This window comes from Streptomyces cellostaticus (assembly GCF_001513965.1).
Taxonomy (GTDB): Bacteria; Actinomycetota; Actinomycetes; order Streptomycetales; family Streptomycetaceae; genus Streptomyces; species Streptomyces cellostaticus.
In genome coordinates this window covers 1-16260 of the sequence record NZ_KQ948031.1, presented here as the reverse complement: position 1 = coordinate 16260, position 16260 = coordinate 1, and the positions used below count along the sequence as shown (strand labels likewise).

The following is a 16260-nucleotide window of genomic DNA, read 5'->3' as shown; positions in this document are numbered from 1 at the left end:
ATGCGGCGCGAGGCCCGCGCCGCCGCCCGGTCCGCCACCCCGGCGCCGTTGCGCCATACCTCCGCCCACGGCGCCGGAGGGGCTGTTTCCACTGCCGGGCGAATCCGGGCCGCAGGGAGACCTACGGCCGGTGGGCCGACGTCCGGCGGGCGAAGACCGGCGACGACACGTCAGCGCGACGCCCCGGTCCCGGGACTCCCCGGTTGCTGCCCCCGGGCGTACGGCTCCAGCCCGGACTCCGTCACCCACTGGTGCTCCGCGAACAGCCGCGTGCCCCGCGCACACAGGGCGACGTCGGCACGGGCCCGGGCACAGAACTCCTCCGGCGTGTCGCCGAACAGTTCCCTCAACGGGGCCGAATCCACGAGGAGTTCGGTGATCAGGGCGCGCTGGCCGGCATGCCGGCGCGGCGCACCGGCGCCGTTGTGCAGCACCCCGTGCCGGTTGACGTACGAGTGCGCCCCGGGCAGGACCTGACCGTCCGCCAGCTCGATGTGTACGTCCGGTGCGGGCAGCCAGGCCCGGTGGAAGTTGCCCTCGCTGGCGTCGATCGCGGCCAGTTGCCGTGGGTTCAGCCAGATGACGAACAACTCGCGTAACGCGCGAGGCGACTTGACCGGCGAGGCGGAGACATAGCCCAGCGGGCTGACGTGTGCCGAGACGCCCACGTCGACCCCGCGCACCCGTGCCCGCACCATCGGCAGCGGGGCGCTGATCCCGAACTCCGCCATTTTGTGGCGCAGTTGACCGGGGCAGGCGTTGGAGCCGACCGCGAGGACCGGCACCCGGTCGTCGTGCACCAGGTGCTCGAGCGGCAGCATCCGGTCGCCGTGCAGCAGCCCGGAGTCGGCGGGCCAGGCGCCCGGATAGAGCAGCGGATGGTCGCGGGGTGCCTCGGCGAGCCCCAGTTCCTCCAGGGTGCGGCCGGTCATGGGCGGCTCACCCGGCGGGCGGCAGCTCGCCGGAGCCGCGGGTGATCAGGCGGGTCGGCAGCTCGATGCGCTCCGGCGCGACGAGGCTGCCGTCCAGCTGCCGGAAGAGGCGCTCGGCGGCGGTCCGGCCGAGGGCTGCCGCGTCCTGGGCGACGACCGTGACACCCGGCTGGAGCAGATCGGCCAGCTCGATGTCGTCGAAGCCGACGAGGGCGACCGGACGGGACTGCTCGGCGAGGACCCGGATCACGGTGACCGTCACCCGGTTGTTGCCCGCGAAGATCGCGGTGACGGGGGTGGGGCCCGAGAGCATGTCCTCGGCCGCCCGGCGCACCCGCACCGGATCCGTCGCCCCGAGGGACATCCACTGCCCCTCGACGGGTATCCCCGCGTCCTCCATGGCGGCCCGGTAGCCACGCAGCCGCTCGGCCGCGGTGTGGATGCGGGGCATGTCGCCGATGAACCCGATCCGGCGGTGGCCGTGCGCGATCAGGTGGGAGACGCCGTCGCGGGCGCCGCCGTAGTTGTCGGACAGCACGACGTCGGCGTCGATCTTCCCGGCGGGGCGGTCCACGAACACGGTGGCCACGCCCGCCCTGATCTCCGGCTCCAGGTACCGGTGGTCGTCCCCGGCCGGGATCACCACCAGACCGTCCACCCGCCGGGCGCACAGCGCCAGCGCCAGCTCCTGCTCCCGCTCCGGGTCCTCGGCGCTGGAGCCGTTGATCAGCAGCGCGCCGTGGGCGCGGGCCACCTCCTCGACCGCGCGGCTCAGCGGGCCGTAGAAGGGGTCGGCGAGGTCCTCCAGGACCAGGCCGATGCTGGCCGTACGGCCCTTGCGCAGGACGCGCGCGCTGTCGTTGCGGCGGAAGCCGAGCGCGTCGATCGCCTCCTGGACGCGGCGCTCGGTGTCGGGCGTGACGCCGGGCTCGCCGTTGACCACGCGGGACACCGTCTTCAGGCCGACCCCGGCGCGCGCGGCCACGTCCTTCATCGTGGGACGGTTGCCGTAACGGGTCCCGGAGAGGCGGTCTGCGTGGCGGTCTGCGCGGCGGGTGGTCTCGGGCACGATGCGCTGTCCTGTCCTGTCGTCCGTCATTTCCACCGAGGTGGTGCGACGATCCATGGATTTGTATGAGGATGTGGCGTCGAGCATAGAGCCTGGACAACGTTGTCAGATGCGCGAGAGACTGTCCAGCGCTGTCTCCGGCCTGCGTCCCCACCGCTTGACCGGCCTGCCTCATTTTCTGGTTTCTGGTTCTCAAGCTTTCAACGGGGAGATCTGACACTGATGCACACCGACCTCGTGGCGGCCCTGGACATCGGCGGCACCAAGATCGCCGGCGCGCTGGTGGACGGCCACGGACGGATCCAGGCGCGCGCACAGCGCGCGACACCTGCGCAGCAGGACGGCGAAACGGTCATGCGGGCCGTCGAGGAGGTGCTCGGCGACCTCGCCGGGTCGCCCCTGTGGGGACGCGCCGGCTCGATCGGTATCGGCAGCGCGGGCCCGGTGGACGCCTCGGCGGGCACCGTCAGTCCGGTGAACGTGCCGGGCTGGCGCGACTTCCCGCTGGTCGAGCGGGTGCGCGCGGCCACCGGTGGCCTGCCGGTCGAGCTGATCGGCGACGGCGTGGCGATCACGGCGGCCGAGCACTGGCAGGGCGCCGCCCGCGGCCACGACAACGCGCTGTGCATGGTGGTCTCCACGGGCGTCGGAGGCGGCCTCGTCCTCGGCGGCAGGCTGCACCCCGGCCCCACGGGCAACGCCGGGCACATCGGCCACATCAGCGTGGACCTCGACGGCGACCTCTGCCCGTGCGGTGCGCGCGGCTGCGTGGAACGCATCGCCAGCGGGCCCAACATCGCGCGCCGCGCCCTCGACGGCGGCTGGCGGCCCGGCTCCGACGGCGACACCTCGGCCGCCGCCGTGGCCGTCGCCGCCCGCGCGGGCGATCCGGTCGCGGTCGCGTCCTTCGAACGTGCCGCCCAGGCCCTGGCCGCCGGGATCGCCGCGACGGCGACCCTCGTCGAGATCGACATCGCCGTGATCGGCGGGGGAGTGGCCAAGGCGGGCGACATCCTCTTCGCGCCCCTGCGACGGTACCTGCGCGACTACGCGACGCTGTCCTTCGTACGGCGCCTGACGGTGGCGCCCGCGTCGACGGGGACGGACGCGGGGCTCGTGGGGGCGGCCGCGGCGGCCTTGGCGTCGCCGCGTCCGACGTCCGTGTGACAAGCGGCGGTTAGCCCTCCGTTGGCCGGCTGTTGGAACCGGCTCGGAAGATCCCTCATGTGCGGCGAACGCTGCACATGAGGGAGGGAACGGAACATGAACGCACGCAGCATCGTGCGCCGGGCCGCCGTCGGGGCCGGCACGCTGGCCGGAGTCGCCACGCTGGTGCTGGGCGGCAGCGGGGTCGCCTCCGCAGAGACCGCCCGGTACACGGTCTGGAGCAACAGATGCTCGGGCACCCTGATGACTCAGTACGTTTCGGGCGGCGGGGGCTGGCAGGTCCGGAACTACGTGAACAACAACAGCGGTGGCACCACCTGTTCGGGCTGGATCGACTGGGCCGCGGACGGCGACACCAACCACTTCTACGGTCTGCAGAACCGGATCTGGGTCGACCCCTACCACTCTCAGGAGTCCACCTACATCCCGGACAACGACCCCGCGCTGGCCCGGGTCTGCGTGCAGGCGAACGGCGACAACTACGCGCGCTGCACCGCGTGGTGGTAGGCCGATGACGGTCACCGCGTGATCATCGGGGGTGGTCGACCCCCGACGGTCGCGCGGTGACCTCGGCGCGCCCGTCGCTCAGCAGGTGAGCTTCGGGTCCGCCCAGTCGGCGTGGTCGTAGTCGATGCCGTCGCCGCCGTCGGTGGCGACGAGGCGGACGACCTGGGCCCCGGTCACGTCGGCCGAAACGGCTCGGGCGGGCGTCGCGTGGGTGAGGACGCCGGTCGAGGCGGCCTTCCTGCCGTCCGCCCAGATCTCGAAGGCGACGGTCCCCCGGGTGCCGGTCTCGTCGTCGAGGCCCACCCGGGCGGTGACCGCCGAGCACCTGCCGCCGGTGTAGAACTCGACGGCGCTTTCGGCATGGACACCGAGCCCCTTGGCGTACGTGGTTCCGCCGATGGTGATCGGGTGGCCGTCACCGGCGGCGCTCTCGCCGTTGCTGGTGTCGCGTTCGACCGGGCCCCAGCCGTTCGTCGCCGACAGCCAGGGCAGATCGCTCGCGTACGAGGTCCCGGAGGGCGGCGGCAGCACTACGGACGCGGTCAGCGGGAGAGCGCCGGTGACGCGTTGCCCGGACGGCGAGCGGTAGCTCGCCTGCACGATGAGGGCGTAGGAGCCGGTCGGCGTCCCCGCCGGGGCGGTCACGCTCCAGCCGGTGCGCAGGGACTTGCCCGTCGCGAGGGCGGCGGCCGTGGCCGCCGAAGTCGGCCGTACGGTCCACCCCTCGGGGCCGGTCAGTGACACGGACACCTGGCGTGCGGCCGTGCGGCCGAGGTCGGTGACGGCGGTGGTCAGCGTGGCCGGGGTGCCCGCCTCCACGAACGGGCTGCCGTCCAGGCCGAGTTCCGCGGCGGGCGGGTTGGCGGCCCAGTCCGGGTCGGCCGCGACGCGCAGCAGGACCGTGCCGTGGGCCGGGACGGTCGCCGCGAGGGTGCCCGCGGTGTTGTAGCTGCGATGCTGCCACAGGTCGCGCAGGGTGTAGGCGGGGGCGTCGGGCAGGCCGACGGCACCGGCGGTGGTGGCGATCCGCTGGGCGGTGCCCGACTCGTTGAACAGGGCGACCGCGCGGCTGCCGTCCTTCATCTCCTTGGCGACGACCCAGCGCCCGCCCGCGGAGGACACGACGGTGCCCTGCTTGCCCAGCGGGTCCTGGTCGACGGCGACGACCTCCTTGTTGTCCAGGATGTCGAAGGTCGCCGGGGAGGCCTTGCGCAGGTCGGTGCCGATGAGCAGGGGCGCGGCCATGACCGACCAGAGGGAGTAGTGCGAGCGGTACTCGGTGTCGGTCATGCCGCCGTTGCCGACCTCCAGCATGTCGGGGTCGTTCCAGTGGCCGGGACCCGCGTAGGGGGCGAGGGGCAGGTTCTGCTTGAGGATCGACACCATCGAACCCCAGCTGTCGCTGATGTCACCGGTGGTGCGCCACAGCTGGCCGTCGTCCGCCGCCCACTCCCAGGGCTTGTTCTCGCCCCATTCGCAGATGCTGTAGACGATGGACCGGCCGGTCGCTCTGAGCGCGTCGCGCATGGTCCGGTAGCGCTGCTTGGCGTCGACGCCGAGGTTGTTGCAGTTGTCGTACTTGAGGTAGTCCACGCCCCAGTCGGCGAACTGCCGCGCGTCGCTGTACTCGTGGCCGAGCGCGCCCGGGAAGCCCGCGCTGTTGCAGGTCTTGGTGCCGGCGCTGGTGTAGATGCCGAGCTTGAGGCCCTTGGCGTGGACGTAGTCCGCGACGGCCTTGATGCCGTTCGGGAAGCGGGCCGGGTCGGGCACGAGCTTGCCGTTCGCGTCCCGGTTCGGCAGCGCCCAGCAGTCGTCGAGATTGACGTACCGGTAGCCGGCGTCCTTGAGGCCCTTGTCCACGAAGAGGTCCGCGATCCCCTTGACCATGGCCTCGTCGAAGTCGGCGCGGCAGTGTGTGGAGTTCCAGTTGTTGAAGCCCATGGGCGGGGTGAGGGCGAGGCCGTCGGCCAGGGCGGGGGCGGCGACGGGGTCCTGGGCGGGGGCCGCTGTCGCGGGGGCGGCGAGGCCCGCCGCACACAGCAGCCCCGTGGTGAGCGCTCCGACCACTCTTCGGCGGGTTGTGCGGGTGTGAGGGTGACGCATCGTTGACGTTCCTCCGACTCGCGAACGGTGAGATGGGGCATGACGGCATGTACGTGTCACCGGTGCGCGTTTACGGTAGGACGTGTCGGACTGTGTTGGAAGGGTGCGTCCGGATTGTTCGATATTCCGTCACACCCCTTGACGGCAGCGGATTTTGCTGGACGACGGAGAGGCCGGGCGTTTGATTGTGTTGATTCGCCCGGCCTCCCGTGGCATCAGCGGAACTCGTGTACGACCTCGATACGGCCGACGATGTGGGCGTTGAACTCGTCCAGTTCCTCGGCGGGGACCCACAGTTCCAGGATCGTCTCGCCGCCGGCCTGCTGCACGGGATAGCGGCCGGCGAACTCCGCGTCGACCTCGAAGCGCGTCACGAAGCCGGCACCGTCGTGCTTGACGTTCCAGTCCCGGGCGATCCTGATCGCGTAGTCCTCGTTGAGAACCGGGTAGAAGATCGGCTGTTCGGGCAGCCGCGGCGGCCACGCCCTCCAGTCCAGCTCCCGGACGAGATCGAGCTCCTTGGGGCCGGTGGGGCGCCAGAGGGTCGTCGTCGGGCGGGTGCTGGTCATGGCCGTGGTGCTCCTGGTCGTGATCCACCGGCTTCCGGCAGACCGGGATCCCGACGATACCGGCCCCGTGATCACCCGGCCACGGGGTTTCGCCGCGGCCGGCCGTGCCGGTCTGCCGCTCCGGTGCCCTCGGCCCGAAGGGCGCAATCGATGCGATCCGCGTGACCCCCGGCCGGTTCGGCAGTTCATCACGGCATGAAGAAGCGCAGCATGCTCGCCCTCGCCTCCCTCGCCACCGGATTCGTCGTGGCCGCCGTCACCCCGTCGCACGCCGAGGACCACGGACGTCTCGGTGACCTCAAGGTCTCGGGCGCCCTCGACAAGGCCGACCACCCGGCCGGCCAGGACGGCCCGGCCGTCGACGACAACGCGCCGGTGCACGAATAGCCCGTGGCGCACAGTGCCGGTGCCCCGCTGCAAGGGGGCACCGGCACTCTCGTGTGCGCGCCCTCAACGGGATGTGGTTTCCGTGGCAGGGTGGAGCGGGCAAGCCCCAGGGGGCCAACAGAAGAGGGGGAACCGTGACCGTCGTCTGGATCAACGGCGCGTTCGGTGCGGGGAAGACCACCACCGCACGCGAACTGATCGAGCTGATCCCGAACAGCACGCTCTTCGACCCCGAGGTCATCGGCGCAGCGCTCCCGCACCTGCTGCCGCCCAAGCGCCTCGCCGAGGTCAGCGACTTCCAGGATCTGCCGATCTGGCGCCGGCTCGTGATCGACACGGCGGCCGCGATGCTCGCCGAGCTGGGCGGGACCCTCGTGGTCCCCATGGCCCTGCTGCGCCAGGAGTACCGCGACGAGATCTTCGGCGGCCTCGCCGCCCGCCGGATACCCGTACGGCATCTGCTCCTCGCCCCGGCCGAAACGATACTGCGCGAGCGGATAGCCGGGCGGGAGATCCCGCCGGACCTGCCCGACGGCGAGATGCGCGTCCGGCAGTGGTCGTACGACCACATCGAGCCCTACCGGGCCGCCCTCGCCGCCTGGCTCACCGCCGACGCCCACCTGATCGACACCAGCGCCCTCACTCCGTACGAGACCGCCGTCCGCATCGCCGACGCGGTCGGCAGCGGGGCCGTACCCCCCTGCGACATCGTGCAGACCCCCGAGCCCACCGCCGAGACCCTTGCCGCCGGGGTGCTGCTCTTCGACGAGCACGACCGGGTGCTGCTCGTCGACCCCACCTACAAGCCCGGCTGGGAGTTCCCGGGCGGTGTGGTCGAGCGCGGCGAGGCCCCCGCCCGCGCCGGCATGCGCGAGGTCGCCGAGGAGACCGGGATACGGCTGCGGGAGGTGCCGCGCCTGCTCGTCGTGGACTGGGAGCGGCCCGCACCCCCCGGCTACGGCGGACTGCGCCTGCTCTTCGACGGCGGCCGGCTGGACTCCGCCGAGGCGTCCGGGGTGCTGCTGCCGGGACCCGAGCTGCGCGGGTGGCGCTTCGCCACCGAGCAGGAGGCGGCCGGGATGCTGCCGCCGGTGCGCTACGAGCGGCTGCGCTGGGCGTTGCGGGCCCGCGAGCGCGGAAGCGCGCTCTATCTGGAGGCCGGCGTCCCGGTCGCCGGCCAGGCCGCCTGAGGGGTCCCCGGACGCCCGCCTCATGGGTGATCCCGGCGAGGAAGGCGCCGTTTTTGGGGCGTCGGCGTTCCCCCGTTGTCGTGCGCGGCCGGCTCCCGGTCGGCGAGCAGGGCGAGGCAGACCGGGACGCGGGCGCGGGCGGTGAAACGGGCGGCGGTCAGGCCCCCGAGATCAGCCGACGGCCGGGTGGCTGTCCGCCGCCGTCCGAAGAGCCGCCGCCGCGTGGCCCACAACCGGGTCGCCGTGCCCGAAACACGCCACGTCCGCGTCGAGGGACGCCAACCGGCGGACGGAAGAGAGGAGTTGGCCACGGTCGAGGTTGAACACGCCCGGCATCACCGCCCCGTCGACCGGTGAGGCCGCCACCGTGTCGCCCGTGAACAGCACGCCCTCGTCGGGGACGAACAGGGCGATGCTGCCGTCCGTGTGCCCGGGGACGTGGAACACCCGGGCACCGCCGCCGAAGCCGAGCACATCGCCGTCGGACACGGGCGTCACGTCCCGCGGGGGCACCGGCTCGCCCTCGGGCAGATGCCGTGACACCTCCGCGTGGATCGGCAGCTCCCAGTCCTCGAACCGCGGCGGCGGGCCGGGGCGTTCACCCCGGACGAACGGCGCGTCCAGGCGGTGCGCCAGCACCTCGGCGCCGCTCAGCGCGGCGAACTCGCCCGCCCCGCCCGCGTGGTCCTCGTGGAAATGGGTCAGCACGATGCGCCGTACGTCCTTGGGGGCGCGGCCCAGCGACGTGATCGCGTCGGCGATCGTCCGGCCCGAGCCGGGCGTTCCCGCGTCGATCAGCGTCAACTCCTCGTCGTCGCGCCAGAGATAGGCCTGCCCGACGGCGAAACGCAGGAGGTGGAGGCGGGGGAGCAGTTCGATGACGTCCATGCGCCGACCGTAGGCAGGGCCCCCGCCCGCGGGCGAGGGGCCTCTGCCGTGGGCAGAACGGTTCAGCCCGCCGCGTAGTTGCGCAGGAACAGCGCCTCGGCGACCGACAGCCGCTCCAGTTCCTCGGGGGACACGCTCTCGTTGACCGCGTGGATCTGCGCCTCCGGCTCGCTCAGGCCGATCAGCAGGATCTCCGCCTGCGGGTAGAGACCGGCGAGGGTGTTGCACAGCGGGATGGAGCCGCCCTGGCCGGCGTACTGCATGGTCTCGCCCGGGTAGGCGACCGCCATCGCGTCGGCCATCGCCTGGTAGGCCGGGCTGGAGGTGTCGGCACGGAAGGCCTGGCCCTGGCCGATCTGCTCGGTCCGCACCCGGGCGCCCCACGGGGTGTGCGCCTCGACATGGGCCTGGAACAGCTTGGTCGCCTCCGCCGCGTCCACGCCCGGCGGCACGCGCAGGCTGACCAGGGCGCCGGCGCTCGACTGCACCGACGGGGTCGCGCCCACCACCGGCGGGCAGTCGATGCCGAGGACCGTCACCGCCGGGCGGGCCCAGATGCGGTCGGCCACCGAGCCGTCACCGATCAGCCCGACCCCGTCCAGCACCTTGGCGTCCTTGCGGAACTGCTCCTCGGTGTACTCCAGGCCCTCCCACCCGGCGGTGGCGTCGAGCCCGTCGACCGTGGTCGAGCCGTCCTCGGCGCGCAGCGAGTCCAGGACGCGGATCAGCGCGGCCAGCGCGTCCGGGGCGGCGCCGCCGAACTGGCCCGAGTGCAGGTTGCCGGCGAGGGTGTCCATCTGGATGCGGACCAGCGTCATGCCGCGCAGCGTGGTGGTCACCGTCGGCAGTCCGACACGGAAGTTGCCCGCGTCGCCGATGACGATCGTGTCCGCCTTCAGCAACTCCGGGTGCTGCTCGGCGTACCGCTCAAGGCCCCCCGTGCCCTGTTCCTCGGAGCCCTCGACGATGACCTTGACGTGTACGGGGACGCCGCCGTTCGCCTTCAGGGCGCGCAGCGCGAGCAGGTGCATGATCAGGCCGCCCTTGCAGTCCGCGCTGCCGCGGCCGTACCAGCGGCCGTCGCGCTCGGTCAGCTCGAACGCCGGGGAGGTCCAGCCGGCCTCGTCGAGGGGCGGCTGGACGTCGTAGTGGGCATAGAGGAGAACCGTTTTTGCCCCCTCCGGTCCCGGCAGCAGGCCGTATACCGACTGCGTGCCGTCCGGGGTGTCGAGGAGGGCCACGTCCACGAAGCCCTCGGCGCGCAGTGCGTCGGCTATCCAGTTCGCGGCGCCCTCGCTCTCGCTCTTCGGGAACTGCGCGAAGTCCGCCACCGACTTGAAGGCGACCAGTTCGGTCAGCTCTGCCTTCGCCCGGGGCAGCAGCGAGGCGACGGTCTCGGCGACCGGATTCGACGACATGGGCACGCTCCTCGTGGGTGCGACGTTGAACTGCTGAGGTAGACCGATCCTCCCACAGCTGCCTGCGACGACGGCCGCCGTAGGATGCGGGGGGACAGGTGCGGCAGCGGCTTGATCGGAGCAGTAGACCATCGTGAGCGGCGAGAACTCTTCGGCGGACGACGTGCAGCGGGTGTGGGACGTCGTCGTGGTGGGCGCGGGACCCGCGGGGGCCTCGGCCGCCTACGCGGCGGCGGTCGCGGGGCGACGCGTGCTGTTGCTGGAGAAAGCCGAGCTGCCCCGCTACAAGACCTGCGGCGGCGGCATCATCGGCCCCTCGCGCGACGCGCTGCCGCCCGGCTTCGAGCTGCCCCTCCAGGACCGCGTGCACGCGGTCACGTTCTCGAACAACGGGCGCTTCACCCGCACCCGCCGTTCCCGGCAGATGCTGTTCGGGCTCATCAACCGGCCCGAGTTCGACCAGCAGCTGGTCGAGCACGCGCAGAAGGCGGGCGCCGAGCTGCGCACGGGCGTCACGGTGCAGCGGGTCGAGCAGCACGGCTCCGCGGTGCCGGACCGGCGTACGGTTGCCGTGGTCCTGCAGGGCGGCGAGACGGTGCTGGCCCGCGCGGTCGTCGGCGCCGACGGGAGCGCCAGCCGGATAGGGGCGCACGTCGGGGTGAAGCTGGACCAGGTCGACCTCGGCCTGGAGGCGGAGATCCCGGTCCCGGACACGGTCGCCGAGGACTGGAAGGGCCGGGTCCTGATCGACTGGGGCCCCATGCCGGGCAGTTACGGCTGGGTCTTCCCGAAGGGCGACACGCTGACGGTCGGCGTGATCTCGGCCCGCGGCGAAGGCGCCGCCACCAAGCGGTACTTGGAGGACTTCATCGCCCGGCTCGGGCTGGCCGGCTTCGAACCGGGCATCTCCTCCGGGCACCTGACCCGCTGCCGCGCCGATGACTCCCCGCTCTCCCGCGGCCGGGTGCTGGTCTGCGGTGACGCGGCGGGCCTGCTGGAGCCGTGGACCCGCGAGGGCATCTCCTTCGCGCTGCGCTCGGGCCGGCTGGCGGGGGAGTGGGCGGTCCGGATCGCCGAGGCGCACGACGCCGTCGACACCCGTCGCCAGGCCCTGAACTACGCGTTCGCGATCAAGGCGGGGCTCGGCGTCGAGATGAGCGTCGGCAAGCGCATGCTGGCCGCGTTCGAGCGCCGGCCCGGCATCTTCCACGCGGCCCTCACCGGCTTCCGTCCCGCCTGGAGGGCGTTCAAGGACATCACGCAGGGCTCGACGTCCCTGGGCGAGCTGGTCCGCTCCCGCCCGATCGCCCAGCGCGCCCTGACCGCGCTGGACCGGGGGCCGGCCGTTCCGGCCGAGGACGCCGTCACTTCGTGACGGTGATCCGGAAGACCGGGTGGTCGGGGGCGATCGCGAGGATCTCCGCGTCGGAGGAGGCGGCCGTCACGCCCGCGAAGTACTGCTTGACCTCCCAGCCCCACTTCTCCAGGTAGGTCCGCAGGATCGGGAGCTTCTCCGTGTCGGGAAGCTCCACCGCGGTGAACGCGCGCACCTTCCTGCCCACCCGCAGCTCGCCGTCGCCCGCGGCCCGCATGTTGCGCACCCACTGGGAGTGGCCGCGCGCCGAGACGAGGTACTGCTCGCCCGCGCAGGTGTGCGGGTTGACCGGGACGCGCTGCAGCGCGCCGCTCCTGCGGCCGCGCACCGACAGCTCGGCGCTCCCTGCGAGGCTGAGCCCGTGCCGGGCGAGCCAGCCGACGATCCCGTTCAGGCGCACGGTCATCGGGCTGCCCTTGAGGTAGTACGGCGAAGACGACGACATGGTGACCCCCACGGTTTGGGAGAGCGGTGCTCTCGCTTGACTCCAGTGTGGGGGACACAGGTGCTCCAAAGCAAGAGCACTGCTCTCGGTTTTGTTCGCCGCTCTTGTTTGTGTGCACCGCTCTCCTCCGTGGCACACTGCCGGTATGAGCACCGCACAGGGCGCCCGCGCGCGGGCCAGGGTCGAAGTCACCGCCGCCATCAAGGACGAGGCCCGCAGACAGCTCGCCGCGGAGGGTGCCGCCAAGCTCTCCCTGCGGGCCGTCGCCCGTGAGCTGGGCATGGTCTCCTCCGCGCTCTACCGCTACTTCCCCAGCCGCGACGACCTGCTGACCGCGCTGATCATCGACGCCTACGACTCCCTCGGCGAGGCGGCGGAGGCGGCCCACGCGAAGGCGGCCGACGCGGACTTCGTGCGGCGCTGGACGGCCGTATGCGAGGCGGTGCGCGGCTGGGCGCTCGCCCGTCCGCACGAGTACGCGCTGATCTACGGCTCGCCGGTGCCCGGCTACACCGCGCCCGAGACCACCGTTCCGGCCGCCTCCCGCGTCGGCCTGCTCCTCATCGGCATCGTCCGTGACGCCCACCAGGGCCCCGGCCTCGCTGCCCTGCCCCTCCCCGCCGAGCTGCGCCTCGAGGGCGAGCGGATGGTGGCGGACTTCGCGCCGGATCTGCCTTCCGAGGCGGCGGTGGCGCTGGTGGCGGCCTGGGCCCAGCTGTTCGGGCTGGTCGGGTTCGAGCTGTTCGGGCAGTTCCACCGGGTCGTGGAGGACCGGGAGACGTTTTTCCGGCATGCGGCCGCCCGGCTCGCCCGGGATGTGGGCCTGATCCACCCCTGACGCCCTCGGGCCGGGCCCGGCTCCCGGCGGCACCTATGCCTCGGGAATCAGGACGACCTTCCCGGTCACCGTGCCGGACTCGGCCGGCCGCATCGCCTCCGCGACCTCGGTGAGCGGCAGCCGGGCGGCGATCCGCGCGGTGACCTCGCCGCGCTCCAGGGCGTGGAACGCCTGGGTGAGGCCGGCGCGCAGCCGGGTCCGGAAACGGTCCTTGCTCAGGGTGCGGCCCGCCCAGACGTTGAAGAAGCAGGCGTGGCGGCCGTTGGGCAGCGCGTTCCACCACCACACCCGGCCGAGGATCTTCAGGACGGGCCACTGCTTGGAGCCCGTGTCGTCCCGGGTGGTGGCGCTGCCGTAGGCGACGAGGGTCCCGCCGGGAGCGAGCAGCCGCCAGGAGTCGGTGACGCTGCGCCCGCCGAGGTGGTCGAAGACGGCGTCGACCCCGCCGGGGGCGAGTTCCCGGACCCGGGCCGGGATGTTCTCGGTGCGGTAGTCGAGGGGGTGACACCCGGGTCGCGCAGGGCCTGGTGGTGGCGCGCGGACGCCGTGCCGATCACCTTCAGGCCCGCTGCGCGCGCGAGCTGGACCAGGACCGTGCCGACACCGCCGTTCGCACCGTGGACCAGGACCGTGCCGCCGCTGCGCACCCGGGCCCTGCGGTGCAGCATCTGCCACGCGGTGATCCCGTTGACCACCAGCGTCTCCGCCTCCGCCGCGCCGATCCCGGCCGGCACCTCCACCGCGTCGGCCGCGTCGAGAACCACATGACTGGCTCAGCCGCCGACCTTCACCAGCGCCGCCACCCGCTTGCCGACGAGGCCCGGGGTGACGCCGATGCCGGCCGAGGAGCCCCGGGCCGCGTCGGCCGACGCGCTCGAGACCCACCTCGCCGACCACCGCGGATGGGCGGGCGACCACCCCGCCCCACCGCCCGTCCTGCGCCGGGCCCTGGCCTTCTGGACCCGCCTGCACGGAGTCCTCTCCCTGGAACTCGCCGGCCACTTCACGGGCATGGGCTTCGACCCGGAGCTGCTGTTCACCGCCGAGGTGGAGGGACTGGCCGGCGGGAGCTGAGCGCACGGGCGGTCGTACTCCCCGGGGAGTATCCGTGATCACCTCGTCCGGCTGACGTCCGCACGGCCCGCCGGCGTCTAGCGTGGCGGGCATGGAAGAGCAGCGCGAGCGCGGTCCCGCGCAGTGGTGGCGGTACGGGCCCCCGGGGTGGAACCGCTCCGCGGACCCGGAGCCGCACTCCGCCGGCCTGCCCTGGCGCTCCACCGTGCTGCTCACCGCGTTCGTGCTCGCCGGCTCGAACTTCGCCGCGCACGCGCAGCCCCACCGGGAGCAACTCGACGTGTACGCGCGCGTGCTGCTGTTCGTGGCCTCGGTGCTGCTGCTGTGGCGGCACCGCCACCCGGTGGCCGTCGCCTTCGGTACGGCGACGGCGGCCCTGGTCTACCTGGGCGCGGGCTACCCCTACGGCCCCGTCTTCCTGGCCGTCGCGCTCGGCTGCGTCAGTGCCGTCGTCGCCGGGCACCGGCGGGCCGCCTGGGCGGCCCTCGGCCTGCTGTGGGCGGGGCACGCCCTGGTCGCCCTCTGGCTCTATCGCTGGCTGCCGCCCCGGGGCGACAAGGCGGCGAGCGTGGGTCAGGAAATCGTCGTGGCCACCTGGGTGCTGGCCATCGTCGCGGTCTGCGAACTGGCCCGGATACGGCGCGAGCAGTGGGCACGGGAGCGCGCGGACCGGGCCCAGGCCGCCCGGCGGCGCGCGGACGAGGAACGGCTGCGGATCGCCCGCGAACTGCACGACGTGCTCGCGCACAGCATCTCCGTCATCAACGTGCAGGCGGGCGTGGGCCTCGCCCTGCTGGACAGCGATCCCGAGCAGGCCCGTGCAGCGCTCACCACCATCAAGGCCGCCAGCAAGGAGGCCCTCGGCGAGGTGCGCCAGGTCCTCGACACCCTGCGCGCACCGGGTGCCGCGCCGCGCGCCCCCGCGCCCGGTCTGGACCGGCTGCCGGAACTGGTCGAACAGGCGGCGGCCGCCGGGCTGACCGTCGACGTCCAGGGCACGCCCCCGCACCTGCCGCCCGGCGCCGACCTGGCCGCCTTCCGTATCGTGCAGGAGGCCCTGACCAACGTCGTACGGCATTCCGGCTCGCGGCACGCGCGCGTGCGGTTCGACCACGACGGCACCGCACTGCGGCTGCGCATCGACGACGACGGGCCCGCGACCGGAGCCGACGCCGGGGGCAGCGGCAACGGACTGGCCGGCATGCGGGAGCGGGCGGCCGCGCTGGGTGGCACGATCGAGGCGGGCCCGCGCCCCGACGGCGGCTTCCGGGTGCTCGCCGTACTGCCCCTGCTCACCAGGGAGGACCAGTGATCCGGGTACTGCTCGCCGACGACCAGTCTCTCGTGCGGGCCGGTTTCAAGGCGCTGCTCGACGCCCAGCCGGACATCGCGGTGGCCGGGGAGGCGGCGGACGGCGAGGAGGCCCTGCTCAGGGTGCGCGAACTACGGCCCGACGTCGTCCTGATGGACATCCGCATGCCCCTGCTGGACGGGCTGGCCGCGACCCGGCGCATCACCGGGGACACGGAGCTGAAGGATGTGAAGGTGGTCATGCTGACCACCTTCGAACTCGACGAGTACGTCTTCGAGGCGATCCGGTCGGGCGCCTCCGGGTTCCTGGTGAAGGACACCGAACCGGACGAACTCGTGCGCGCGGTCAGGACGGTGGTCGAGGGCGACGCGCTGCTGTCCCCGGGCGTCACCCGGCGGCTGATCGCCGAGTTCGCGGCCCGCTCCAAGCAGCCCGCGGCCGCCGACGCCCTGGCCCGGCTCACCGAGCGGGAACGAGAGGTGATGGCGCTGGTCGGCATCGGCCTGTCCAACGAGGAGATCGCCCGCCGCCTGGTGGTCAGCCCGCTCACGGCGAAGACCCATGTGAGCCGCACGATGGTGAAGCTGGGCGCCCGGGACCGCGCCCAACTCGTCGTCCTCGCCTACGAGTCGGGGTTGGTGCGGCCGGGCTGGCTCGGCTGAGACTCCCGCCGGAAGCGGACCAGCACGCTCACCACCCGGGCCACGAAGACCACCGGCGCGAGGACGAGGCCGAGCCGCACCAGGGCCGCCGACAGCAGATGCGGCAGCGGGAAGAGCAGAGCCGGCCCGGCGACGGCCCCGAACAGAACGGCGGCCGCGAAGGCGGCGCTGACCAGCGCGTACCCGATCTCCACCGTGGCCGCATCCTGCTCGGCCTTGCTGCGTCGTCCCCCGGATGCGTCCATGCCTCCCAGTCTCACAGGTGTGCGCCCGGCGGGGCAATCCAACACCCGCCGGGCGCACACGTGGAGGCGTTTCCCCCTT

The 16260-nt window shown here is 72.9% G+C and carries 16 protein-coding genes and 2 pseudogenes; 9 read left to right on the top strand and 9 right to left on the bottom strand.

Annotated elements, in window-relative coordinates:
• Positions 1-170: 170 nt before the first annotated feature.
• The gene (locus AQI88_RS27460; protein WP_067004229.1) at positions 171-932 is read right to left on the bottom strand and encodes a hypothetical protein; all 762 of its coding nucleotides are present in this window, start codon (positions 930-932) and stop codon (positions 171-173) included.
• A 7-nt stretch (positions 933-939) separates the two neighbouring features.
• A complete protein-coding gene (locus tag AQI88_RS27455; RefSeq protein ID WP_398698694.1) occupies positions 940-2058 on the bottom strand; it encodes a LacI family DNA-binding transcriptional regulator in 1119 nt (372 codons plus the stop codon).
• A 165-nt stretch (positions 2059-2223) separates the two neighbouring features.
• Between AQI88_RS27455 and AQI88_RS27450 the strand changes: the two genes are divergently transcribed.
• Both AQI88_RS27450 and AQI88_RS27445 read left to right on the top strand, forming a co-directional pair.
• Positions 2224-3168, top strand: coding sequence for an ROK family protein (locus AQI88_RS27450; RefSeq protein ID WP_067004228.1), 945 nt, complete (start codon positions 2224-2226; stop codon positions 3166-3168).
• A gap of 96 nt (positions 3169-3264) precedes the next feature.
• Positions 3265-3675 (top strand): hypothetical protein, encoded by a 411-nt coding sequence (locus tag AQI88_RS27445; protein WP_067004227.1) that lies wholly within the window; start codon positions 3265-3267, stop codon positions 3673-3675.
• A 78-nt stretch (positions 3676-3753) separates the two neighbouring features.
• Here the strand turns inward: AQI88_RS27445 and AQI88_RS27440 are convergent, their stop codons facing one another.
• Entirely contained in the window at positions 3754-5778 is a 2025-nt protein-coding gene (locus AQI88_RS27440; protein WP_208615914.1) for an NPCBM/NEW2 domain-containing protein, read from the bottom strand.
• Positions 5779-5993: 215 nt separating this feature from the next.
• Positions 5994-6347: a hypothetical protein gene (locus AQI88_RS27435; protein WP_067004225.1), complete on the bottom strand. Its 354-nt coding sequence runs from the start codon at positions 6345-6347 to the stop codon at positions 5994-5996.
• Between the two features lie 195 nt (positions 6348-6542).
• Here AQI88_RS27435 and AQI88_RS46100 point away from each other — a divergent pair, with 195 nt between their 5' ends.
• Both AQI88_RS46100 and AQI88_RS27430 read left to right on the top strand, forming a co-directional pair.
• Positions 6543-6734, top strand: coding sequence for a hypothetical protein (locus AQI88_RS46100; protein WP_159050404.1), 192 nt, complete (start codon positions 6543-6545; stop codon positions 6732-6734).
• Positions 6735-6868: 134 nt separating this feature from the next.
• The gene (locus AQI88_RS27430; protein ID WP_067004224.1) at positions 6869-7924 is read left to right on the top strand and encodes an NUDIX hydrolase; all 1056 of its coding nucleotides are present in this window, start codon (positions 6869-6871) and stop codon (positions 7922-7924) included.
• 171 nt (positions 7925-8095) lie between these two features.
• Here the strand turns inward: AQI88_RS27430 and AQI88_RS27425 are convergent, their stop codons facing one another.
• Together AQI88_RS27425 and AQI88_RS27420 are read right to left on the bottom strand one after the other, a co-directional pair.
• Positions 8096-8812, bottom strand: a complete 717-nt coding sequence (locus AQI88_RS27425; RefSeq protein ID WP_067004223.1) for an MBL fold metallo-hydrolase — start codon at positions 8810-8812, stop codon at positions 8096-8098.
• A 62-nt stretch (positions 8813-8874) separates the two neighbouring features.
• The gene (locus tag AQI88_RS27420; RefSeq protein WP_067004222.1) at positions 8875-10230 is read right to left on the bottom strand and encodes a dipeptidase; all 1356 of its coding nucleotides are present in this window, start codon (positions 10228-10230) and stop codon (positions 8875-8877) included.
• Positions 10231-10363: 133 nt separating this feature from the next.
• Between AQI88_RS27420 and AQI88_RS27415 the strand changes: the two genes are divergently transcribed.
• Positions 10364-11605, top strand: a complete 1242-nt coding sequence (locus AQI88_RS27415) for a geranylgeranyl reductase family protein (RefSeq protein ID WP_067004221.1) — start codon at positions 10364-10366, stop codon at positions 11603-11605.
• Here AQI88_RS27415 and AQI88_RS27410 read toward each other — a convergent pair.
• A complete protein-coding gene (locus AQI88_RS27410) occupies positions 11595-12050 on the bottom strand; it encodes a nitroreductase family deazaflavin-dependent oxidoreductase (protein ID WP_067004459.1) in 456 nt (151 codons plus the stop codon). The two genes, AQI88_RS27415 and AQI88_RS27410, sit on opposite strands and share 11 nt — an antisense overlap.
• A gap of 145 nt (positions 12051-12195) precedes the next feature.
• Between AQI88_RS27410 and AQI88_RS27405 the strand changes: the two genes are divergently transcribed.
• Positions 12196-12888, top strand: a complete 693-nt coding sequence (locus AQI88_RS27405; protein ID WP_067004220.1) for a TetR/AcrR family transcriptional regulator — start codon at positions 12196-12198, stop codon at positions 12886-12888.
• 33 nt (positions 12889-12921) lie between these two features.
• On the opposite strand, the pseudogene AQI88_RS27400 reads toward AQI88_RS27405, so the two are convergent.
• Positions 12922-13733: pseudogene (locus AQI88_RS27400) on the bottom strand (zinc-binding dehydrogenase); the annotation flags it as partial.
• A 31-nt stretch (positions 13734-13764) separates the two neighbouring features.
• On the opposite strand from AQI88_RS27400, the pseudogene AQI88_RS45230 reads away from it, so the two are divergent.
• The 3 genes and pseudogenes from AQI88_RS45230 to AQI88_RS27390 all read left to right on the top strand — a co-directional run.
• Positions 13765-13962 (top strand): annotated as a pseudogene (locus AQI88_RS45230) (TetR-like C-terminal domain-containing protein); the annotation flags it as partial.
• 91 nt (positions 13963-14053) lie between these two features.
• Positions 14054-15274: a sensor histidine kinase gene (locus AQI88_RS27395; RefSeq protein ID WP_107118676.1), complete on the top strand. Its 1221-nt coding sequence runs from the start codon at positions 14054-14056 to the stop codon at positions 15272-15274.
• Positions 15271-15936: a response regulator transcription factor gene (locus tag AQI88_RS27390; RefSeq protein ID WP_067004218.1), complete on the top strand. Its 666-nt coding sequence runs from the start codon at positions 15271-15273 to the stop codon at positions 15934-15936. The genes AQI88_RS27395 and AQI88_RS27390 overlap by 4 nt, the downstream gene beginning before the upstream one ends.
• Here AQI88_RS27390 and AQI88_RS27385 read toward each other — a convergent pair.
• Positions 15897-16181 carry a DUF6332 family protein gene (locus AQI88_RS27385; RefSeq protein ID WP_067004217.1) on the bottom strand — a complete coding sequence of 95 codons (285 nt, stop codon included), beginning with the start codon at positions 16179-16181 and terminating at the stop codon, positions 15897-15899. The two genes, AQI88_RS27390 and AQI88_RS27385, sit on opposite strands and share 40 nt — an antisense overlap.
• Between the last annotated feature and the right edge of the window lie 79 nt (positions 16182-16260).

Excerpts from the sequence above, each read along its gene's own strand:
- AQI88_RS27445 (WP_067004227.1), top strand. The coding sequence starts at position 3,265 with ATGAACGCACGCAGCATCGTGCGCCGGGCCGCCGTCGGGGCCGGCACG.
- AQI88_RS27385 (WP_067004217.1), bottom strand. The coding sequence starts at position 16,181 with ATGGACGCATCCGGGGGACGACGCAGCAAGGCCGAGCAGGATGCGGCC.
- AQI88_RS27395 (WP_107118676.1), top strand. The coding sequence starts at position 14,054 with ATGGAAGAGCAGCGCGAGCGCGGTCCCGCGCAGTGGTGGCGGTACGGG.
- AQI88_RS27420 (WP_067004222.1), bottom strand. The coding sequence starts at position 10,230 with ATGTCGTCGAATCCGGTCGCCGAGACCGTCGCCTCGCTGCTGCCCCGG.
- AQI88_RS27450 (WP_067004228.1), top strand. The coding sequence starts at position 2,224 with ATGCACACCGACCTCGTGGCGGCCCTGGACATCGGCGGCACCAAGATC.
- AQI88_RS27460 (WP_067004229.1), bottom strand. The coding sequence starts at position 932 with ATGACCGGCCGCACCCTGGAGGAACTGGGGCTCGCCGAGGCACCCCGC.
- AQI88_RS27435 (WP_067004225.1), bottom strand. The coding sequence starts at position 6,347 with ATGACCAGCACCCGCCCGACGACGACCCTCTGGCGCCCCACCGGCCCC.
- AQI88_RS27405 (WP_067004220.1), top strand. The coding sequence starts at position 12,196 with ATGAGCACCGCACAGGGCGCCCGCGCGCGGGCCAGGGTCGAAGTCACC.
- AQI88_RS27410 (WP_067004459.1), bottom strand. The coding sequence starts at position 12,050 with ATGTCGTCGTCTTCGCCGTACTACCTCAAGGGCAGCCCGATGACCGTG.
- AQI88_RS27440 (WP_208615914.1), bottom strand. The coding sequence starts at position 5,778 with ATGCGTCACCCTCACACCCGCACAACCCGCCGAAGAGTGGTCGGAGCG.
- AQI88_RS46100 (WP_159050404.1), top strand. The coding sequence starts at position 6,543 with ATGAAGAAGCGCAGCATGCTCGCCCTCGCCTCCCTCGCCACCGGATTC.
- AQI88_RS27455 (WP_398698694.1), bottom strand. The coding sequence starts at position 2,058 with ATGGATCGTCGCACCACCTCGGTGGAAATGACGGACGACAGGACAGGA.
- AQI88_RS27425 (WP_067004223.1), bottom strand. The coding sequence starts at position 8,812 with ATGGACGTCATCGAACTGCTCCCCCGCCTCCACCTCCTGCGTTTCGCC.